Origin of the sequence: Nakamurella panacisegetis (assembly GCF_900104535.1) — a bacterium.
GTDB lineage: Bacteria > Actinomycetota > Actinomycetes > Mycobacteriales > Nakamurellaceae > Nakamurella > Nakamurella panacisegetis.
On record NZ_LT629710.1, the window covers coordinates 4,925,416 to 4,945,873 of the forward strand.

The window sequence follows — 20,458 nt, forward strand, 5'->3', positions numbered from 1 at the left end:
CCCGTCCAGGTCGCAGCGCGGGTGGAGCGCGAGCCGGCGAACCTCGCGGAGCAGCAAACCGTCCCCCGGTCAACGGCAAATCGTCGCCGTCGTCAGTCACGGCAAGGATCTAGACTTAGGCGGTATCAGCTCGGGCATCCCGGCCGGTCACGCTGTAGCCGTGGGATGCAGAAGGTGCGGCACGAAGTGACCGATGCCAACGACAATTCTCTCGGTGAACAGGCGCGGGCGCGGGACGCGGAACGCCGGGATCAGGCCGGTCGCCAACGAGATGTCGCGGCCGTCGGTCGAGACGAGGAAGGCTCCGCACGGGACGAGGCCGCCTCCATCCGGGACGAGGCCGCCTCCGCCCGAGAGGAGCGGCTCGCCGCCGATCAGGCCGCCCTTTCTTCGATGGCCCGGGACGACCGGCTCCACGCCAGGGACGATCGAACCGCCGGGGCGGGTGACCGCATCGACGCCAAGCATGATCGCGAAGAGGCGGCAGCTGACCGGCAGGCCGCCGCCGAAGATCGCTACGTCGCCTCGGTCGACGGCCTGACCGGGTTGTGCAGCCGGGCGGCAGGCCTCGTCGAGCTGAACCTGGACATGGCGCGAGCACGGCGCGCCGGGCATGGCATGGTGCTGGCGTTCATCGACGTTGACGACCTCAAGGGAATCAACGACACCCTCGGCCACGCGGCCGGTGACCTGTTGTTACAGCGGGTTGCCCATGCCCTCAAGGCCGCCCTGCGACCCTACGACCTGGTCATGCGCTACGGCGGGGATGAGTTCCTCTGCGCGATCGAGGGCATCGATGTCGCCGCCGCGCGAGCTCGGTTCGCCCGGGTGAACAGGTTCCTGGCGGAGGACGGCGCAGGTGGTGGATCCGTAACGATCGGTTTGGCCGACCTGGGAGACCAGGAATCCCTACCTGCGCTGATTGCCGAGGCCGACGCGGACCTCTACCGCCAGCGAGCGACACCGCCCGATGGATGAGCGAACCTCGTTGCCGGTCCGCTCCGACCTCCTCGCAGCAACGCCCGCCCCGCCATTCCTGGGGTGTTGGACGCGACCGTTCGGCGCAGCGTGGCTCCGGCTCCAACCTGGGCCTGTGAAAGTATGGGCTGATGGGAGGCTCACCGGCCGAGGGCGTCGTCGTGTCGCTGCCCGGCCGCTCCAGCTGCCGGCGTGATCGGTGCGGCTGCGGGAGCGCCGCATGAGCCAAGGGGTCAGATCCATACACGATATCGACGCGGTGCTCGATGGCCGTCTGGTGCACAGCGTCTTCCAGCCGATTGTCGATCTGACCACCGGCGCGGTCGTTGGCTACGAAGCGCTCGCCCGCGGTCCGGTCGGTCCGCTGCACGCACCGGACCGGCTCTTTTCCGCGGCCCGGCAAGCCGACCGGTTGGCCGAATTGGACCAGCTGTGCCGGAGCGCCGCAGTACGCGGTGCGATCGCCAGCGGCATTTACGCGCCCCTTACCCTGTTCGTCAACATCGAACCCGAGATACTGGAATCCGCACCGTTGCGCGAGCTCCTGCTGCTGGCCGAATCGGCGCCCGGCCGGCTGCAACTGGTACTGGAAATCACCGAACGAGCCCTGGCTGATCGACCGGCGGAGCTCATGGCCACCGTGAATGGGCTACGGCGGGCCGGATGGCGAATTGCCCTGGACGACGTCGGCGCCAACGACCTGTCGTTGACTTTCATGTCATTGTTGCGCCCGGACATCATCAAACTGGACCTGCAACTGGTGCAGCGACGCCCGAGCCCGGCCGTCGCCGAAATCATGAACGCGGTCAACGCCTACGCCGAACGGACCGGCGCCCTCATCCTCGCCGAAGGCATAGAAGAACAGCAGCACATCGAGGTAGCCGAAGCTCTCGGCGCCCGCTTGGGGCAGGGCTGGAGGTTCGGCCGACCGGGGCCGATCAATCGCCTTCCCACGCACATCGAAGGGCTGAGCCTGCCCCAACCGATCGAGAGTCCTTCGCTGAACTCACCTTTCGGTTGCCTTCCGTGGGCGGTGACCCCGCGGCGGTCGCGTAAGCCACTTCTGACACAGGTCAGCGCACATCTGGAACGGGAGGCAATGCGTCTGGGCTCCACCTGCATGTTGTTGGCCACCTTTCAGATCGCCGAACACTTCACGCCGCGCGTCGCCGACCGCTACCACGACCTGGCCGAGCATCTCGGCTTTGTCGCCGCCATCGGACACGACCTTCCCCGTGACGAGAGCAGTCGGTTGCGGTACGCCAATCTGGCCGATGACGACCCGGTTCGCAATGAATGGGATCTCATCGTCCTGGCCCCGCACTTCGCGTGTGCCCTGGTGGCCCGCGACCTTGGTGACAACGGACCTGATGACGAGCGGGAATTCGAGTTCGCCCTCACCTACGACCGCCCCACGGTGGAAGCAGCGGCCCGAGCCCTCATGTCGCGCATCCAGCGCACGCGAGCCTCGTCATCTCCTTAGACAATCGACCCTGCACGCCCGATAGTGATATGCAACACTGGCCTCGTGACGGACGGGCCGGAGTTGCTGCGGAGTCGATCGGCCCGGCACTACCTGAAGGGCGCCGCGACCTCCACCCGCCTGCAGACGACGATCGCCCTTGCCGCGCGCGCCCTGTCCTTCCCGATGGCGATGATCAACATCCTCGATGAGGACTCTCAGCACACCATCGGCATTCTGGGCACCGACGACAAGATGGCCACCCCGAGGGAGGTGGCGCTGTGCGATGCAGTGGTGCGCAGCGGGTCGGCCCTGGTGGTCACCGACGCCGGACTCGATCCGCGATTCGCCGGCTTCCCGGTGGTCACCGGCCGCGATGTCGGCACCTTCATCGGGGTCCCCCTGATGGGCCGGGAATCGTTGATCATCGGCGCTCTGTGCGTCATCGACCCCCGACCTCGCGACGTTGCGGACGACCAGGCCGACCGCCTGGTCGAATTCGGCTCGGTTGTGGAAGACCAGCTCGACCTGATGCGACGCCTGAACGAACAACGGCAGGTCGGGTCCGTCCTCACCCAAGAATTGGCTCAGGCCATCCGGGGTGGCCACATCATCCCCTGGTATCAGCCGGTGGTCGACCTGGATAGCGATCGAATCGTCGGAGTCGAAGCATTGGCCAGATGGCAGCACCCGGAAGGAGAAATCACCAATCCGGCGCGATTCATCCCGTTGGCCGAGGACAGCGACCTGATCATCGATCTGGACCTGACGATCATCTCACTCGCGGCCCGGGACGTGGTGCGCTGGCACGCGGAACGACCCGATCTGCGCCTCAGTGTCAATCTGTCCGGACGCCATTTCGATCGAGATGATTTCCTCACCCCGATCGCGTCAGCGGTGACCGACGCCGGTTTGTCACCGGAGGCGGTAGACCTGGAACTGACCGAGACGAAGCATCTGGGCGAGCGCGTGACGTCCGGCCTGGTTCACCAGTTGCGGGACGCCGGGTTCGGAGTGTGGCTGGACGATTTCGGCACCGGCTGGTCATCACTGGAATACCTGCTGCGCATGCCGGTGTCCGGGGTGAAGATCGACCGCGCCCTGACCCTCGCGCTCGGTAGCCGCATCGGAAACGCATTGACCACAGCGGTCACCGGATTGACGTCGGAACTGGATCTCAAGACCACCATCGAAGGGGTCGAAACTCGCCGGAACGCCCAGATTGCCCGTGACCTGGGTTGCGATTTCGGGCAGGGATACTTCTGGTCACCACCCGTTCCCGCTCCGGATCTCCCGCGCCTGTGGGCATCGTCGACCAACGGCAGCAACACGGATCCCTCCCGTGCAACGGCGCCGAACCCGACCGGCACAGACTGACCGGGCAACACACCACCGCCCGCTACGACCGAGCAGAGTCCCGAGCCGGTCTGCCGTGTGTCGTCACGATTCGGCCAGCTCGACAACCTCGCCATCGAGTCGATGGAGGAATATCCGCGCCGGCTCGGAACCCTTGGCCAGTTCCACGATATGGGCCACGGCGAGCGCAAGCCGGTCGTGCACGTCGAAGTGCGTGCGGCCGTGGCGGCACGCCCAGGTACCGTCATCCTGCTCGATCACTCGAAAGAACCATGGCATCCGGTGGACGATAACCAGTCGTCCGGCACGCGGCTAGGGTACAAAGGCCCGAATCGGGCGACCTGTTCCCCCGGCCATCCGACGGTCGCCCTTCGGGCCCACAATCCGGGTACCGGAGCGAGGCGGGGCGGAACCAGCGGCCCGTCCATGATCACCGCCGTTCCAGCAGGACCGCCACCTCCATGTGCGCGGTCTGCGGGAACATGTCGAACAGTCGAGCCTCGATCGCCCGCAGCGAAGGCATCCGGGCCAGGTCGGCAGCCAGAGTCGCCGGGTTGCAGCTCGAATAGATCAGGTGGCGCGCGGCGCCGGTGTCGATCCAGTCGGCCACGGTTGCGCCGAGTCCGCGACGAGGTGGGTTGACGATCACCAGATCCGCGTCCAACCGTCGCGCCACCGCGTCATCGGCGTCGAACGTGAAACGACCCGGGTCCGGCCGGGTCGCGGCGCTGCGCCGCGCCCCGGACACCGCGTCCGCGGAGATCTCGACGCCGTGAACGGTGCGCGCGGACGGTGGCGCGCAGTGCAGGGCGAAGCCGCCGATACCGCAGTACAGATCCAGCACCGAGGTCGGGGTGGTCTGCGTCGCCCAGTCCGCGGCCTGCCGGTAGAGGCCGGCGGCGACCGCCGTGTTGGTCTGGAAGAAGCCCTGCGGCCCCAGATACAGACTGACGTCCCCGAGCCGGATGGACAGTGAGCTCTCCTCGGTGAGCAGGATCTCCCGATCGCCCTCGAGTACCGCCTTGTGTTCCGGATGCAGATTCACCGAGGCGACCGCGAGCTGGGGCAGAGCGGACCGCAACGCGGGCAGTCCGCGCCGGATGTCGTCCAGGCGGTCGAGCGACCGCAGGACGAACCGGACGAGCAACTGGCCCTGCGGGGAGGTGGTGACGATCAGGTACTTGATGTCGCCGATCCGGCGGTTCACGTCGTAGGGAACCAGGCCGATACGGGCGATGAAGTCGACGAGCGCCGGGAACGCCTCGATCAGGGACGGCTCACAGATCCCGCACCGCCGCAGGTCGATACCTTCGCGGCGCTCGTCCAGGATCCCGATGGTCGGATTCCGCCGGTCACCCCCGACCACCCACTTCGCCTTGTTGCGATAACCGGACTCGGCGCTGGCGAACGGATCGGCCCACCGGACCTCCGGCGCCACCGGCCGCAGCGCCTGAGCGGCCATGACCTGCTTGTCGGCCAGCTGCCGGTGGTACGGCACGCCCATCAGCCGGCAGGAGCGGCATCGGCCGGCGCTGAAGTAGTCGCAGTGCACCGCACCACCATAGGGCGGCCGGCGCCTCGGCCATCACCGCTGTCGGCGGCCGGCCCGCCGTACCCGTCGTCGCGACGCCCGGCCCGGTCGCCGTCCGTCGCTGGCCCCGGTCTCGGCGATGATCAGCGCGCTCACGATGGCGGTGGCGCCGATCACCAACCGCGCGGTGACCGCTTCGTGCAGGAACATCACGGACAGGGCGGCCGCCCATAGCGGCTCGGTGGCCATCACGAGGGCGACCCGAGTGGCCGGCAGGTGTGCCTGGGCCCAGGACTGCATCATCATGGCCAGAGCCCCGGAGACCAAGGCCATGTACGCGATCACGGCCCAGTCGGTCCCGCGGCCGGGCAGGTTGATCCTTCCTTGCACGACGAGCGCAGCCACCACCGATACCGCGGCGGTGGCCACGATCTGAACCACCGCCAGCCCCACCGCGTCACGGACCGTCGAGATCATCCCGAGCGCCACGATGTGCAGGGCGTACAGCAGGGCCGAGAGCAGAGCCAAGGTCTCGCCGACGCCGACCGAGAATCCGTGCAGGGCCAATGTCCCCAGCCCGAGCGCAGCCACGGCGGCGGCGACCCAGGCCCTCGCCCCGATGCGCGCTCGCAGGATCAAGGCCGCACACAGGGGCGTCAGGACGACGTAGGTTCCGGTGATGAAACCGGCCACCGCAGCCGGCGCCCGCTCCAACCCCAGGTTGGCCACGATCTGGGCCGCGCCGTAGACCACACCGAGCCCGGCGCCGTGCCGCAGGAGCCGCCGCGGAAGCCGGCGAACGGCAGGGAGCCAGCACACGAGCATCGCCCCGGCCGCGATGGAGAACCGCACGGCCAGCAGGTCCCACACCCCGACCCGGCCGAACAGGGTCTTGGAGATCGGGAACGTCGTCCCCCAGGTGATCGCCACCAGGAGCAGACCGGCGAAGGCCATCGTCTGTCCGCGTCGTCCCAGCACCGGCGCCATGATGCCGGACGGGCGTGAACGGCAGCGCCACCTCCATGAACGGGCAGCGAACAGCCCGTGGCGGTGACCACGAGCACTCGCCGCCACCCGACCAGCGCCGGCGACTTTACTGACTCATTACCGTTGTGGCACAAGGATTTTCATCCCCACGCCGTGTTCATCTGCTGGCCACTCGCGGTTCGCCGAAGGGCCCTACTCCCGGTCGGACACTGACAGCAGACTCCCATGTTGGGCCGAGCGACACCGCCTCGCCCTTCGCCGACACCGGGAGCCTGCTCATGCAGTTTCGATCCTTCGGGAGACATCGCACCAAGCTGGTGGCAGCCGCCGCGGTCGCCGCGGTCGCCGCATCGCTGCTGGCCGTCGCCTCCACCAATGCCGCCGTTCCGACGGCGGCGCAGCGGGCCGCCGCCCAGCTGGACGCCGAACAGGCCGGGACCACGATCTCCAGCACCGGCCTCAAGTCCGGCGACATCAAGCACGTCTGGCTGATCATCCTGGAGAACAAGTCCTACGATGCCACGTTCACCGGCCTGAATCAGAACAGCTACCTGTGGAAGGCGTTGCCGGCCCAGGGTGTCCTGCTGAAGAACTACTACGGCACGGGCCACTACAGCCAGGACAACTACATCTCGATGGTCTCGGGCCAGGGCCCGCAGCAGGACGTGCAGTCCGACTGCAGCGTCGAGAACTACGACTTCGGCAGCAATTCCAGCATTCTGACCACCAAGACGGGCAAGGACGCCGTCAACTACGGGCAGGTGGCCTCCCTGGCCAACGGCGCCCAGCCCAGTGGAGCGAACGCGCCCAACGGTGCGAACGGCTGCACCTACCCCACCGAAGCGCCTACTCTGTTCAATCAGCTGGACGCGGCCGGCAAGACCTGGAAGGGCTACGCGCAGGACCTGGGCAACCAGGCCGGACGTGAGGATGCCGCGTGCGGTGGTCCCGGCATGGCCGCGAACGACCCGACCACTAACCCGACCTACATGAGCGCCAGCGCCGCGCACCCGTTCCCGACCGGCGTCACCAGCTTCACCGGGGCGCAGGCCAACGACCAGTACGTGGCCAAGCACTTCCCCTTCCCGTGGTTCCACGCGATCACCGGAACGGTTACCGCGAACGGGGGGACGACGCCGGGGCTGACGACACCGGCGCAGGGCGGAAGCGACTGTGACGCCGCACATATCGCGAATCTCGACAGTGCCTCCAACGGTCTGTACAAGGACCTGCAGCACGCCTCGACGACACCGGCCTTCTCCTGGATCACCCCCAACAACTGCAGCGACGCGCACGACGCGATCTGCAAGGGCAACAACCTTTCCGGCTCCTTCAGCCCGGCCGGGCAACCGATCTACCAGTCCCCCACCCCGAACCCGGAATCAGTGGCCCCCAAGAACTACACCGGCGGCCTGTACGCCTCCGACCTGTTCCTGGAGTACTACATCCCGATGATCGAGAAGTCGGCCGCCTTCAAGGACGGCGGCCTCATCGACATCACCTTCGACGAGGGAAATCCGCCGTTCACCTACAGCGGCAACAGCTTCAACAACGCCAACGCCTACGGGCCGACGCAAGGCGACCAGCCGAACGCCAGCGCCGGAATCTCCGCCGACGCCGCGGGCGAGAACCTGTTCGGCCGCAACGTGCACACCGAACCGACCGGGCCCAACTCCACGCTCGGCCACAACTCGTCCGGTCAGCAGCTGTACCCGGGTCCCGGGAACAACGCGTTCATCGACCGGCCGCCGGCCTGCACCCAGACCACCCCGACCCTCGTGCCGGCCAACTGTGTGCCCGGCATCGTCCGGGGCGGCTCCGGCAACACCCCGGGGGCGCGAACCGACTCGGCCGCGGCGATGGCAACGTCGTCGTACGTCCTGGACGCCTCGATCCTGGCCGACGACACCGGCCGCGGCGTCGTCGACACCGTGGACAAGTCGGGACCCGGTGGCACCAGCCCGATCCCGGCCGACACCTTCGTGGGCACGGTGAGCGACACCGGACCGCAACCGGCCGCGTCCTCGAGCGGCTCGGTGGTCGACGGCTCGTTCCAGTTGGTCGACTCGAAGGGCAATGCCGTCACCCCGACCGGGGCGGTCAGTAGCGTCACCCTCAGTGCGGAAGGCGCCCCCGGGCACCTCCTGCCCGGCCAGACCGCCGACCCGCTGTACGACGACAACGACGCCACGCCCGGCGGTGGCGACACCGGCAGCGTGCTGATCAGCCCGCTGATCAAGCCCGGCACGACCAGCAGCGTGTTCTACAACCACTACAGCTGGCTGCGCACGATGGAGGACATCTTCGGAGTCAGCCACGGCGGCGACCACGCAAAGCTCGTCGCCGGAACGGTTTCCGGCGGTCTGGACCGGGCCGGGCACCTCGGATTTGCCGCCCAGCCCGGACTCGCCCCCTTCGGGCGGGACGTGTTCAACAACGTCCGGACCCGAGGACACCGTTGATTCCAGCCAGGGACGCCGGACGGGCAACCGTCCGGCGCCCCCGGCGCCTGATCGCCACCGTCGCCCTCGCGGCTGCGGCGATGTTCGTGGCCGGTTGCAGCAATGCCCCGGCCACCACCGAACCGGCCTACGGTTCCCTGCCCACCTACTTGCCGACCGCCGCGATACAGCCCGACAGCGTGCTCACCGGGAGCGCCGCGCACCCGGCGCTGACCACTCAGGGAGATCAGGTCGAGGTCCGTCTCGGGAATGGGAAGTCGGTGCGGGCAACGGTTTCCGGACCGGACGTACCCGGTGAAGGCCTGCCCTACGTCAGTCCGGCCACCACCTGCACCTGGACCATCACTCTCGATCGGGCGACGGCGACCGTACCGATCGACCTGCACGAGTTCACCACCATCGACCACCTCGGTGGCACCTACCGATTGGCCCTGGCCCCGGGACAATCGACACCCCCGGCGGCGATCGGACCCGGCCAGACCGTGGCCTTTCGGGTCCGCACACGGATGGAGACCGGTGAAGGACTCATGCGCTGGGCGCCCGGTAATTCCGTCGTCGCGTCCTGGGACTTCGTCGTGGAGAACGACTGACCGACCGGGCCGGACCCCGGCCGCTGCGCGAACCGCCCGCTCGGGAGATCTTCTCCGATCGGTGATCCGGCACCGGATTTCATCGACGGGAGGGCAACTCGTCATCGGCCGGGAACGTCAGTGTTCGCCCAGTGTTCAGGACGTTGTCGCACGTCATCGGCACCCGTCGTTCCACACTTGACCCATGGCTGAAGACATCGCTGATCACAATCCCCCCACCGTCCCGGGCGCCCCGAACCGCCGCCGATTCCTGGCTGCGGCCGGCGCCGCCGGGATCGGTTTCGCCGGACTGAGCCTGAGTGCAGCACCCCCGGCCTCAGGCGCCTCCCCGGCTGAGTCCCGGACCCGGCCGGGGTGGTCGCCCCGCCCGGCGGGCGATCCGCTGACCACCCCACGCGTGGCCGGGTTGCACCTGCAGTTCGGGGCCGACGCCGCCACCCAGGTCACCGTGTCCTGGCATTCCCTCCAGCCGGTGCACCGCCCCCGCGTGCTGCTGGGCACCATCGACGGCGAATTCCTCCGGGCCGTGGACGCCGAGACCGTCAGCTACACCGACGCCAAGTCCGGGCAGGTCGTCAATGCCCACCACGCGAAGTTCACCCGGCTGAGGGCGGGCACCGACTACCTGTACGCCGCCGGCCACGACGGCGCCGAACCCGAATTCGCGACGTTCCGCACCGCGCCGAAGGGTCGGGCCAAGTTCACCTTCACCAGCTTCGGCGACCAGGGCACCCCCACCACCGGCAAGAAGTACGTTCCGCCGGCCGGGGTGACCATCGCCAACCCGCCGTTCGTGAACGACAACCTCGGCTCCCCGGCCGCCAGTGACACCACGGCCGGTGTCGAACGCGTGCAGCCCCTGTTCCACCTGTTCAACGGCGACCTGTGTTACGCCAACCTGGCCACCGACCGGGTCCGCACCTGGTCCGACTTCTGGGACAACAACACCCGCAGCGCCAAATCCCGCCCCTGGATGCCGTCGGCCGGCAACCACGAGAACGAAAGGGGCAACGGCCCGATCGGCTACCGCGCCTACCAGACCTACTTCTCCGTCCCGCCGGTGCCCGGACAGACGGACGTGACCGCCGGCCTGTGGTACTCCTTCACCGTCGGGTCGGTGAAGGTCATCAGCCTGAACAACGACGACATCTGCTACCAGGACGGCGGCGACTCCTACGTCCGCGGCTACTCAGGCAACGCCCAGAAGGTCTGGCTGGAACGGGAACTGGCGGCCACCCGCCGCAACGCCGACATCGACTGGATCGTCGTGTGCATGCACCAGGTGGCCATCAGCACCGCCGACAAGTTCAACGGCGCCGATCTGGGTATCCGCCAGGAATGGCTCCCCTTGTTCGACCAGTACGGGGTGGATCTGGTCGTCTGTGGTCACGAGCACCACTACGAGCGGTCCCACCCGATTCGAGGACGAGAAGCCAACGCGACCTTGACCCCGATCCCGGTGTCCGACCGTACGGACGTGATCGACACCAGCAAGGGCACGGTGCACATGGTGATCGGTGGCGGTGGCACCTCGGCCCCGTCCAACGCGCTGTTCTTCCAGCCGCCGCAGTGCCGGGTGATCACCTCCGTCGGCACTCCGGACCCGACCACCGGCAAGCGACCGCCGGTCTATGTCTCCGAACCGGCGCCCTGGTCGGCCAACCGCGACGCCGCCAACGCCTACGGGTTCGCCTCCTTCACCGTCGATCCCGGCACCCGCCGGGGCGGAACGACGTCCATCGCGGTCACCTACTACGAGATCGTCGGCACCGACGGGCAGCTCCGCGAGTTCGAATCCTTCACCCTGCGTCGTCCGCGCCGGGACTGACCAGGCGGTGGCGTGCCATCCGGCCCGCCGATCCGCACTGCGGATCGGCGGGCCGGACGCTTCAGTGCGGAGATGCTCATTGTTCATACCCCCGTTGCGCCCTGCTCATACGGGTTTACTTGCCCTTTAATGCGGGCGGGTTGTGCTGTGGTGGCGGCGCCGACGGGCGGTGCCGCCACCACAGACGAGCAGGAGCGAAAAATTGATGTTCGGTTCAAGGATGACCCGCCGCGCGGGCGTCGTACTGATGGCCGGCACCCTGACGATCGGTGCGGCCGGGATCGCCACCGCAACGGTGGTCAGCAGCAAGCACCGGGACAACACGCAGGCAGCACGCGAGGCGATCAAGGGTGGCAAGGCCCGCAACGTCATCCTGCTGATCGGCGACGGCATGGGTGACTCCGAGATCACCATCGCCCGGAACTACGCCAAGGGCGCCGCCGGGCGGCTGTCGATGGATTCGCTGCCGCTGACCGGCGCCTACACCACGTACTCAGTGCAGAAGGACAACCCGTCGCTGCCCGACTACGTCACCGACTCCGCCGCGTCGGGGACCGGATGGGCGACCGGCCACAAGTCCTACAACGGCGCCATCTCCGTCCTGCCCTCCGGCAAGGACGTCCCCACCGTCCTGGAACTGGCCCGCAAGGCCGGATACGCCACCGGTGACGTGACCACGGCCGAACTGCAGGACGCCACCCCCGCCGTTCTCGGCGCGCACGTGGTGAACCGGGACTGCAAGGGCCCCGCCGCGACTCTGAAGCTGTGCCCGCAGAACGCCAAGCAGTACGGGGGCAAGGGATCCATCGCCGAGCAACTCGTCCAGACCCGACCGGATGTCCTGCTCGGCGGCGGCAAGAAGTACTTCGACGAGACCATCGCTGCCGGTACCTTCACCGGAAAGACGGTTCTCCAGCAAGCCCAGAGCGCCGGCTACCAGGTGGTCACCGACGCCAACGGGCTCGCCAACGTCAGCTGGACGAAGCCGATCCTGGGGACGTTCGCCGCGGGCAACATGGACCTGGAATACGTTGGCCCGACCCCGACCTCGACCGGAACCGTCCCCTCCACCTGCCAGGTCAACGCCGCGCGGGCCAACACCCAGCCGCACCTCTCGGCGATGGCCCACACCGCGATCTCGGTCCTGGACCGCAAGTCGGGCGGCAAGTCGAAGGGCTTCTTCCTGCAGATCGAAGGCGCGTCCATCGACAAGCAGGATCACGCCGCCAACCCGTGCGGCCAGATCGGTGAGACCGTCGAATTCGACAAGGCCGTCGCCACCGCCCTGCGCTACCAGAAGAGCCACCCCGACACCCTGGTCGTCGTCACTGCCGACCACGGACACACCAGCCAGATCGTCGAGGCCGGATCGGTCACGCCCGGCCTGACCGCCACCCTGGTCACGAAGGACGGCGCCGACATGACGATCAGCTACGGCACCGCCCCGGCCGGGTCTTCCCAGGAGCACACCGGCACCCAGGTCCGGATCGCCGCCGGCGGCCCGCAGGCGGCCAACGTTCTGGGCGTCACCGACCAGACCGAGCTGTTCTACACGATGACCAGGGCTCTGGGCATCAACACCTGAGACAACGCACCAGCTCCCGACCTCCGGCCGGCTGTCCCCGCACCAGGGGGCAGCCGGCCGCGTTCGTTCGGGCCAGCCATCCTCCCGGCGGCGATGTCGAGCCCGGCCCCCGCGGCCGGCGTACAGCTAGATCCGGCTACGGCGCTGCAACATCACGAAGGCGCCCCAGCCCAACGGCGCCGGCAACCAGAACGTCGCCGCCCGGAAGGCCAGGACGGCGGTGATCGAGGCACCGACCGGCACGCCGGCCGCCGTCAGGCCCGCGACCAGCGCCGCCTCGATCGCCCCCAGCCCGCCCGGCGTCGGCGCGGCTGATCCGAGAGTGGAAGCGGCGAGGTAGACGACCACCAGGGTCGGCAGGCCGAGCGACGTGGAAAAGGCCCTCAGCGACGCATCCAGCGCCAGCACGTACCCCCCGTTCAGCACCAGCACCCCGACCAGTGCGGTGGCCAGGCGCTTCGGATCGCTGAGCGTGGTGATCAGCTGGGGCAGGGTGCGCCGGATCAGCGGTTCGAGCCGGCGGCGCAGCAGCCGCCGGGTGGGCGGAGCCAGCGCGATCACCGCCATCACCGCAGCCGTGGCACCGAGGATGGCCAGCACGGTGCCGCTCGGAAGCAGGGCCAGCCGGGACCCCGAGACACCGCTGAGCCAGCCGCAGATCAGCAGCAGTGGGACCGTGATGATCACGGTGACCAGTTCCTTGACCGCCACGTCGGCCGTCGCCGTGGCCGTGGACAGGCCGGACTTCTGCAGGTATCGGATGTTGAGACCGACATGGCCTACGGCCGGAGGCGTCACCAGGGCGACGAAGGACGCGGCCAGCTGCGCGAAGACGGTCCGGCCGAGCGGCAGTCTCGTGGACACGAAGGCCTGGAGGGCCACCGCGGAGCCGAGGTAGGTCAGAGCCGATCCGACCACCGCGACGGCGAGCCACCCCGGGTTCGCGGCCCGGATGGCCGCGCCGATGCTGACCCGGGACAACTGCGTGGCCAGGAGATAGACGGCGACGGTTCCGCCGACGATGCTGAGCACGGTGCGCGGGCGGAGACGCTCCAGACGCGGCGCTCCGACGATGCCGCGCAGTCCGCCCGGGCCGATGATCGCCTCCCGCACCTCGCCCAGCCGCGGGGTGCGGCGCACCTCCCGGCGCAGCGGCGGAGGCAGGACGACCGGTTGCAGCAGGGCGGCCAGGCGAGCCTCGGTCGCCGGGGTCAGGGCGTAGGTCGCGCGCAGGGCGGCGACTGCGGCATCCGCGCCCACCTCGGCCGCCGTGACGACCAGCAGAGCGGCGACGTCCAACCCGCGCTGCAGCTCCGTGGTGGCCGGCTGGGCCAGTGAGAAGTCGGCGAAACCGGCTCCCCCGTCGGGCAACAGCCGGATGCCCTCGGCGGTGACAGCTCCGTGCGCGACGCCGACCCCGTGCAGCCGGCGCAGGGCCACGAACGCGGCGGCCACGGCCCGGCCCGCCTCGTCGGCCGAACACGCCGAGATCCGCACTCCGACCAGCGGCCGCTCGACCAGCACCAGCGCCGGGCCCGCCGCGAGCAACGCGAGCACCTCGGGGGCCGGCACCCCGGCCGCCTTGGCCAGTCCGGCGGTCAGAGCCTGCCGCTCCAACTGGCCCCGCAGCGTCAGAGCCGGGCGGCCCACGACCGCCGTGCGTAGACGCAGCAACCGCCAGATCCGCCGGACGAACGGCACACCGCCGCGATCGGGGTCCACCACGGTCACCCGTACCTCGCCGACGTCCGGACCCACCCCGGTATATCGGATCCGCCCGGCCGCCTGCTCCAGCGGCGTCAGCGCCGTCAGCACCAGATCCGCGTCGGCCAGCACGGCCCGCAACACCTCCTCAGGTGGTCGAGCCGGAACGACCCCGACCGCGACCCGGACCGCGAAGCCGGCGGCCGCGCCGACCAGCGCGGCATAGGCCAGGCTCGGCACGGTCAGGCTGCCCAGGGCCAGGTCGCACGCGACCGCGCCGGCCACGCTGACCCGGGCCGCGACCCATCCGCGACGACCGTGCGGGTCGGACCCGACCAGCAGCGCGATCACTGCGGTGATGGCCAGACCGGCCGAACCGCTCCACGGCCCGGTCAACAACCTCCCGATCTCGTCACCGGCCACCACGCGCAACAGGAGACCGAGCCCGAACGCCATCACCAGCCCGGTCACACAGGCCATTGCGGCGCTGGTCAGCGCCAGCCGCCGTGAGCGCACGGCATCCACGACGAGCGCGGTCAGCGCCCCGAAGACAGCGACCGAGACCGCCACATTCGCGATGGCCAACACGATCCGAGGCAACCCGGAGCGGACCGTGGGCAACAGTGAGGCGATGGCCCGCAACTGGCCGAGATCGATCGGGGCCACCGTCAGCACCACGGCGAGGAGGCCCGATGTCAGCACCAGCCGGCCGATGTCGAGCGGACGCCGGATACGCGCGGCCGGCCAGAAGGATCGCGGGCTGCCGTCGGTCGCTCCGGTGATCGGCCGACGTGGTCGTCGCAACGAGAATCCGGACACGCCCGTTACCGTCCCACGCCGCCGCGCCCCGTTGCGCCAGGCCGTGCACAATGTCATCGCCGGGGTCATCCCCGGACCCGGGCACTTCGGCGCGGTCCAAGTGCTCGGATCACCCCGAACGGGGAACAAGCGGATCAATGATCATCACTTTGCCTGTCCTGGGGCTTCTCGCCGGCGTCCTGCTGGTGACCGCCCTGGCCCGACGGCTCTCCATCCCGTCGCCCATCCTGCTGGTCGTCGCCGGTTTCGCGGTCTCCTTCCTCCCGGGCATCCCGGCCTACCAGGTCAGCCCGGAGGTCGTGCTGTCGGTCCTGCTGCCGCCCTTGTTGTTCGGGGCCGCCTTCGAATCCTCCGCGGTGGCCCTTCGTGCCCTGCTCCGCCCGATCGTGCAACTGGCGGTCCTACTGGTGCTGTTGACCGCGTTCACGGTGGCGTTCGCGCTCACCGCGGTGCTTCCCGGAATCCCGTTCGGAGCCGCCCTGGCCCTCGGCGCCATTCTCGCCCCGCCGGATGCCGTGGCCGCGGTGGCCGTCGCCCGCAAGGTGGGCCTGCCCCGCAATCTGCTCACCGTCCTGGAGGGCGAGTCGCTCTTCAACGACGCCACCTCACTGGTGACGCTCAAGGTGGCGGTGGCCACCATCGGCGCCGGCTCCGTGTCCTTTCTGCACGCCACCGGTGAATTCGCCTGGGCATCGGTCGGGGGCCTGCTGATCGGGGCCGCGATCGGCTTCGCCGTGGCCTACGGCCGTCGGCACATCGGGTCGGCATTGACCATCACGGCCATGACGTTGCTGTGCCCGTTCGCCGCGTACGTCGTGGGCGAGAGTGCCGGCGCGTCGGGAGTCCTGGTGGTCGTGGTCAGCGGCCTGATCATCGGCCACCGCTCCCCCGCGGAGGTGGCAGTGGCCGTCCGGCTGACCGAGGACGCCACCTGGGCCACCCTGCGGTTCACCCTCGAGGCAACGGTGTTCGCCTTGGTCGGGCTGCAGTTGCGAGGGGTCTTCGCCTCCTTGGACATGGAAGGGCATCAGGTACTCCCGGCCATCGTGGTGGTGCTGGCCACGGTGATCCTGAGTCGACCGCTCTGGCTGTACGCCATCCACCTGGCGGTCCGGTTGATCCCGGTCACCACGGCGGCCACCGGGGTGGCCGGGGTCGCGGCCCTGTCCTGGGCCGGGATGCGGGGGGTGGTCTCGTTGGCCGCCGCGCAGACCCTGCCGCTGCACACGCCCTACCGATCGCTCCTGCTGGTGTGCACGATCGCGGTGATCATCGGGACATTGGGCCTGCAGGGCCCTTCCCTGCCGCTGCTCATCCGGCGTCTGCATCTGACCGAGGACCGCACGGTCGACGATCTCCGGGAGCGGGCATCAGCCCACGCGGAGGTCAATGCGGCGATCAATCGACGCGTCGACGAGTTGGTGGAGGCCGGGCAGCTGTCGGACCGTCAGGCCGACCTGATGCGCAAGTGGGCGGGCCTGCGCGACTGGCGGAACTGGGACGACGAGGGGAAGTCGCGGGCCTTCGGCCAACGACTGAGCATCCTGTCCGACTGGCGACGCTCCCTCCTGGGCATCGAGCGATCGGTGATCGTCTCGATGCGCAACAGCGGTGAGTTGTCGGAGAACGTGCTCATCGAGATGCAGCACGACCTGGATCTGGAGGAGGCGCTGCTGGAACGTCGCGGCCGCGCGGTCGAGGGTCACCTCGAGGAGATCCCGAGCGCCGACGACGAGGCCCGCGGCATGGACGCCGGCCCCCCGACCGAGGACGACACCAAGTCGGACCAATCGAGAGCAGTGGACGGCGGCGGGCCGGTCGATGATGCCGACGTCGGCGCCGTCATGCTCGACGAGCAGCGGGCCGACGGCCCGACGATCAGGTCGTCGTCGCCCGGGACACCGGACTCGTGAGGTTCCGCAGTTCGCCGAGCACATCGGAGGCGATCTGCGCTAACGGGCGGTCCTCCCCCTCGGCGATCCACCGGGCGAAGGCGATGCCGAACACGGTGGCCGCCGACTCCGCGGCCAGGGTGGCGGCCGGTTCGGTGACGCCCCGGCCGCGCAGGCCCCCGGCCACGGCCGAGGCCAATTCGGCGAACTTGTGCCGCTCCCGCTCCTGCAGAGCCGGGTTCCGCTCGATGACCGATTGCCGAGCCCTCGAGTAGCCCCGACGCTCGTTCGGAAAGAGCCGCGCCGCCGCATTCAGCGCGGAGGCAACCATCTCCAGGGGCGCCGCGGCGTCGGGCGCCGCCTCGACTCCGTCCAGGAACGCCTGCAGGTATTGCTCCTGACCGAAGAACAGCACCTCACGCTTGTCGGCGAAGTGGCGGAAGAAGGTGCGCTCGGTCAGTCCGACCGCCTGGGCGATGTCGGCGGTCGTCGTCTGTTCGAAGCCCCGGGCGGCGAACAACTCCAGCGCTGCGACCTGCAGGCGTTCTCGTGCACCGGGTTCCCATCGCGCCATGGGTGCAGTGTAGTGATGACAGCGCCTGTCGTCAGATGTAGATTGATGTCTGCGGCTGACATCAGTCTGCCGTCACCCCGATTGCCCCGCCCGTCTGGTGGGCGGGGCCGAAGGAGAAGATCATGCGTGTTTTCGTCACCGGAGCCTCCGGATGGATCGGATCCGCCGCCGTCGACGAGTTGCTCGCCGCCGGCCACGAGGTCACCGGCCTCGCCCGCTCCGACGCGTCCGCCGCCGCCGTCGAGGCCAAAGGTGCTCACGTTCGCCGCGGCGATCTGGACGACCTGGAGAGCATCCGCGCCGGAGCCGAAGCGGCCGACGCGGTGGTCCACCTGGCCAACAAACACGACTTCGCGGACCCGGCGGTGTCCAATGCCGCCGAGCGCGGCGCCGTTCAGACCATCGGGGACGCACTGGCCGGCAGCAACCGGCCGTTCCTGCTGGCGTCCGGGGTTGTCGGCCTGGCCCACGGCCGGCCGGCCGTGGAGACCGACCGGTCGCCGTTCCACGGTCCGGAGTCACCTCGCGGCGGCAGCGAGAACCTCGCCCTGGAGTTCGCCGACCGGGGCGTCCGCACGGTGAGCCTGCGCTTCGCACCCACCGTCCACGGAGCCGGTGACCACGGGTTCATCTCGGTGATCGCGGGGATCGCCCGCGAGAAGGGCGTCTCCGGCTATCCCGGCGCCGGTACCAACCGCTGGGCCGCGGTTCACCGGTCCGATGCCGGCCGGCTGGTGGCGCTCGCCCTGGAGAAGGCGCCGGCCGGATCCCGCCTGCACGCGGTGGCCGAGGAAGGTGTGCCCACCCGGGAGATCGCCGAGGCCATCGGGCGGACCTTCGACCTGCCGGTGGTCTCGATCGACCCGGGCGACGTCGCCGATCATTTCGGTTGGATCGGCCGCTACTTCGCCATGGAGGGTGCGACCTCCAGCGCGGCGACGCAGGCGCTGCTCGGGTGGACCCCCACCGGCCCCGGGCTCGTCGAGGACATCGATACCGGTGCGTACTCCGCCGTCGGATGAGCGAAAAGCGGCGGGCGGCACGCGTTTCCGCGAGCCGCCCGCCGCTCGAGGCGGGACGGGATCAGTGGGCGATGACCTTCGGGGCCTCCGGGTCGACCGCCACCGCGCCGTGCCGCAGCAGCAACCCGCAGACGACCGCGCCCAGGGTGAAGATACCGGCCGCCCACCAGAAGGCGGTGGTGTAGCTGTCCATCGCGGCCTGCGCCACATTGGCCGGAGTGGCCTGCTTGCCGACGAGGTAGTTGGTGGCCGCGGCGGCCGAGACCGCACTCAGTACCGCCGTTCCGATGGAGCCACCGATCTGCTGGACCGTGTTGACCACAGCGCTGGCCACGCCGGCGTCGGCCGCGGCAACACCCTGGGTGGCCGCTCCGAACGAGGTACCCATGACGGCGCCGATACCGAGGCCCATGACCACCAGGCCGGGCAGGATGTTCGCCGTGTAGGCACTGTGCAGGTCGAGCTGGGTCAGCATGAGCATGCCGACCGCGGCCACGGCCATACCGACCAGGACCGGGACCTTGGCTCCGATCCGGCTCACGACCGACGGCGTCAGCTGGACCGAGACCATCAGCCCGCCGATCATCGGCAGGAACGACAGTCCGGTCTCGAGTGGAGTGAACGCCAGGATGGTCGAGAGGTAGTAGGTCAGGAACAGGAAGACCGCGAACATGCCGGCCCCGACGATCCCGACGGCGGCGTAGGCGCCACCGCGGGTCCGGTCGGCCAGGATCCGCATCGGCAACAACGGGTGCGACACCGTGGTCTCGACCTTGACGAACACCGCGATCAGCACGAGGCCGGCGGCGATGAAGCCGAGCGTGACCCCGCTGGTCCAGCCCTTGGTCTCGGCCTGGGCCAGTCCGTAGACCAGCGAGACCAGGCCCAGCACGATGACGATCGTTCCCGGCAGGTCGAGTTTCGGCTTGACCTCGGCCTTGTTCTGGCGGGGCAGCAGCAGGGCCGCGCCGATCACGGCCAGCACGACCAGCGGAACGTTCACGAACATGCACCAGCGCCAGGAGGCGTACTCGGTGAGCGCACCGCCCAGGATCAGCCCGATGGCGCCACCACTGCCGGCGACCGCGCCGAAGATGGCGAAGGCTCGCGCTCGTTCCGCCGCGTTGGTGAAGGTGACGGTCAGCAGGGAAAGGGCCGCCGGGGCGACCAACGCGCCGAACACGCCCTGGAGGCTGCGGGCGGTCAGCAGCAGGCCGAAGCTGTTCGCCGAGCCGCCGAGCGCGGAGGCGGCACCGAAGCCGAGCAGGCCGATGGTGAACATCAGGCGGCGGCCGAACAGGTCACTCAGGCGCCCGCCGAGCAGCAGCAGCGCACCGAAGGCGAGGGCGTAGCCGGTCACCAGCCACTGCCGATTGTCGTTCGAGAACCCAAGGGACGCTTGGGCCGTCGGCAGGGCGATGTTGACGATGGTGGCGTCGAGGACGACGACCAACTGCGCCAGTGCCGCCACCACGAGGACCCACCAACGGCGCGAATGCTGCCGGCCGGAAGCCGTCTCCTGCTCGAGGGGCGCGGGCGTGATGGTTGATGCCGCCGCCCCGTCCTGATCGATCCGGGCAGTACTGGTGGACATCACGGCCTCCATGGTCAGAATCGGAAGGTTCCTTCCGCTTCGATCAAGCTAGCCGAAAGTGGAGAGGGTTGCTC

At 69.2% G+C, this 20,458-nt stretch carries 15 protein-coding genes; 9 read left to right on the forward strand and 6 right to left on the reverse strand.

All coding sequences use genetic code 11. From position 1 onward, the window contains the following. Positions 1-186 precede the first annotated feature (186 nt). From BLS97_RS22140 to BLS97_RS22150, 3 genes are all read left to right on the forward strand, one after another. Positions 187-978 (forward strand): GGDEF domain-containing protein, encoded by a 792-nt coding sequence (locus tag BLS97_RS22140; protein ID WP_157695626.1) that lies wholly within the window; start codon positions 187-189, stop codon positions 976-978. A 199-nt stretch (positions 979-1,177) separates the two neighbouring features. After that, positions 1,178-2,461 carry a sensor domain-containing phosphodiesterase gene (locus BLS97_RS22145; protein WP_197676316.1) on the forward strand — a complete coding sequence of 428 codons (1,284 nt, stop codon included), beginning with the start codon at positions 1,178-1,180 and terminating at the stop codon, positions 2,459-2,461. A gap of 45 nt (positions 2,462-2,506) precedes the next feature. Then, positions 2,507-3,817: a sensor domain-containing phosphodiesterase gene (locus tag BLS97_RS22150; RefSeq protein ID WP_157695627.1), complete on the forward strand. Its 1,311-nt coding sequence runs from the start codon at positions 2,507-2,509 to the stop codon at positions 3,815-3,817. Positions 3,818-3,880: 63 nt separating this feature from the next. Here the strand turns inward: BLS97_RS22150 and BLS97_RS23145 are convergent, their stop codons facing one another. The 3 genes from BLS97_RS23145 to BLS97_RS22160 form a co-directional block, all read right to left on the reverse strand. Further along, complete coding sequence (locus BLS97_RS23145) at positions 3,881-4,057, reverse strand: hypothetical protein (RefSeq protein WP_157695628.1); 177 nt, start codon at positions 4,055-4,057, stop codon at positions 3,881-3,883. 169 nt (positions 4,058-4,226) lie between these two features. Next, positions 4,227-5,348: a methyltransferase domain-containing protein gene (locus BLS97_RS22155; RefSeq protein ID WP_090480718.1), complete on the reverse strand. Its 1,122-nt coding sequence runs from the start codon at positions 5,346-5,348 to the stop codon at positions 4,227-4,229. A gap of 33 nt (positions 5,349-5,381) precedes the next feature. Further along, positions 5,382-6,305: a DMT family transporter gene (locus tag BLS97_RS22160; RefSeq protein ID WP_172832331.1), complete on the reverse strand. Its 924-nt coding sequence runs from the start codon at positions 6,303-6,305 to the stop codon at positions 5,382-5,384. Positions 6,306-6,592: 287 nt separating this feature from the next. Between BLS97_RS22160 and BLS97_RS22165 the strand changes: the two genes are divergently transcribed. The 4 genes from BLS97_RS22165 (at position 6,593) to phoA (ending at position 12,779) form a co-directional block, all read left to right on the forward strand. After that, the gene (locus BLS97_RS22165) at positions 6,593-8,776 is read left to right on the forward strand and encodes a hypothetical protein (RefSeq protein WP_090480724.1); all 2,184 of its coding nucleotides are present in this window, start codon (positions 6,593-6,595) and stop codon (positions 8,774-8,776) included. Beyond that, positions 8,773-9,366 carry a hypothetical protein gene (locus BLS97_RS22170; protein ID WP_157695629.1) on the forward strand — a complete coding sequence of 198 codons (594 nt, stop codon included), beginning with the start codon at positions 8,773-8,775 and terminating at the stop codon, positions 9,364-9,366. Before BLS97_RS22165 ends, BLS97_RS22170 begins: the two co-directional genes overlap by 4 nt. A gap of 184 nt (positions 9,367-9,550) precedes the next feature. Next, positions 9,551-11,194 (forward strand): purple acid phosphatase family protein, encoded by a 1,644-nt coding sequence (locus BLS97_RS22175; protein ID WP_090480730.1) that lies wholly within the window; start codon positions 9,551-9,553, stop codon positions 11,192-11,194. Between the two features lie 220 nt (positions 11,195-11,414). Next, positions 11,415-12,779, forward strand: coding sequence for an alkaline phosphatase (phoA, locus tag BLS97_RS22180; protein ID WP_231988259.1), 1,365 nt, complete (start codon positions 11,415-11,417; stop codon positions 12,777-12,779). A 126-nt stretch (positions 12,780-12,905) separates the two neighbouring features. Here phoA and BLS97_RS22185 read toward each other — a convergent pair whose 3' ends face one another. Continuing rightward, positions 12,906-15,302, reverse strand: a complete 2,397-nt coding sequence (locus BLS97_RS22185; protein ID WP_090480733.1) for a lysylphosphatidylglycerol synthase transmembrane domain-containing protein — start codon at positions 15,300-15,302, stop codon at positions 12,906-12,908. 137 nt (positions 15,303-15,439) lie between these two features. Here BLS97_RS22185 and BLS97_RS22190 point away from each other — a divergent pair, with 137 nt between their 5' ends. Then, on the forward strand, positions 15,440-17,215 hold the full coding sequence (locus BLS97_RS22190) for a Na+/H+ antiporter (protein WP_157695630.1): 1,776 nt from the start codon (positions 15,440-15,442) through the stop codon (positions 17,213-17,215). Here BLS97_RS22190 and BLS97_RS22195 read toward each other — a convergent pair. Next, positions 17,181-17,768 carry a TetR/AcrR family transcriptional regulator gene (locus tag BLS97_RS22195; RefSeq protein WP_090480739.1) on the reverse strand — a complete coding sequence of 196 codons (588 nt, stop codon included), beginning with the start codon at positions 17,766-17,768 and terminating at the stop codon, positions 17,181-17,183. The two genes, BLS97_RS22190 and BLS97_RS22195, sit on opposite strands and share 35 nt — an antisense overlap. Positions 17,769-17,890: 122 nt before the next feature. Between BLS97_RS22195 and BLS97_RS22200 the strand changes: the two genes are divergently transcribed. After that, on the forward strand, positions 17,891-18,790 hold the full coding sequence (locus BLS97_RS22200) for an SDR family oxidoreductase (RefSeq protein ID WP_090480742.1): 900 nt from the start codon (positions 17,891-17,893) through the stop codon (positions 18,788-18,790). 61 nt (positions 18,791-18,851) lie between these two features. Here BLS97_RS22200 and BLS97_RS22205 read toward each other — a convergent pair whose 3' ends face one another. Then, entirely contained in the window at positions 18,852-20,384 is a 1,533-nt protein-coding gene (locus BLS97_RS22205; protein ID WP_090482944.1) for an MFS transporter, read from the reverse strand. Between the last annotated feature and the right edge of the window lie 74 nt (positions 20,385-20,458).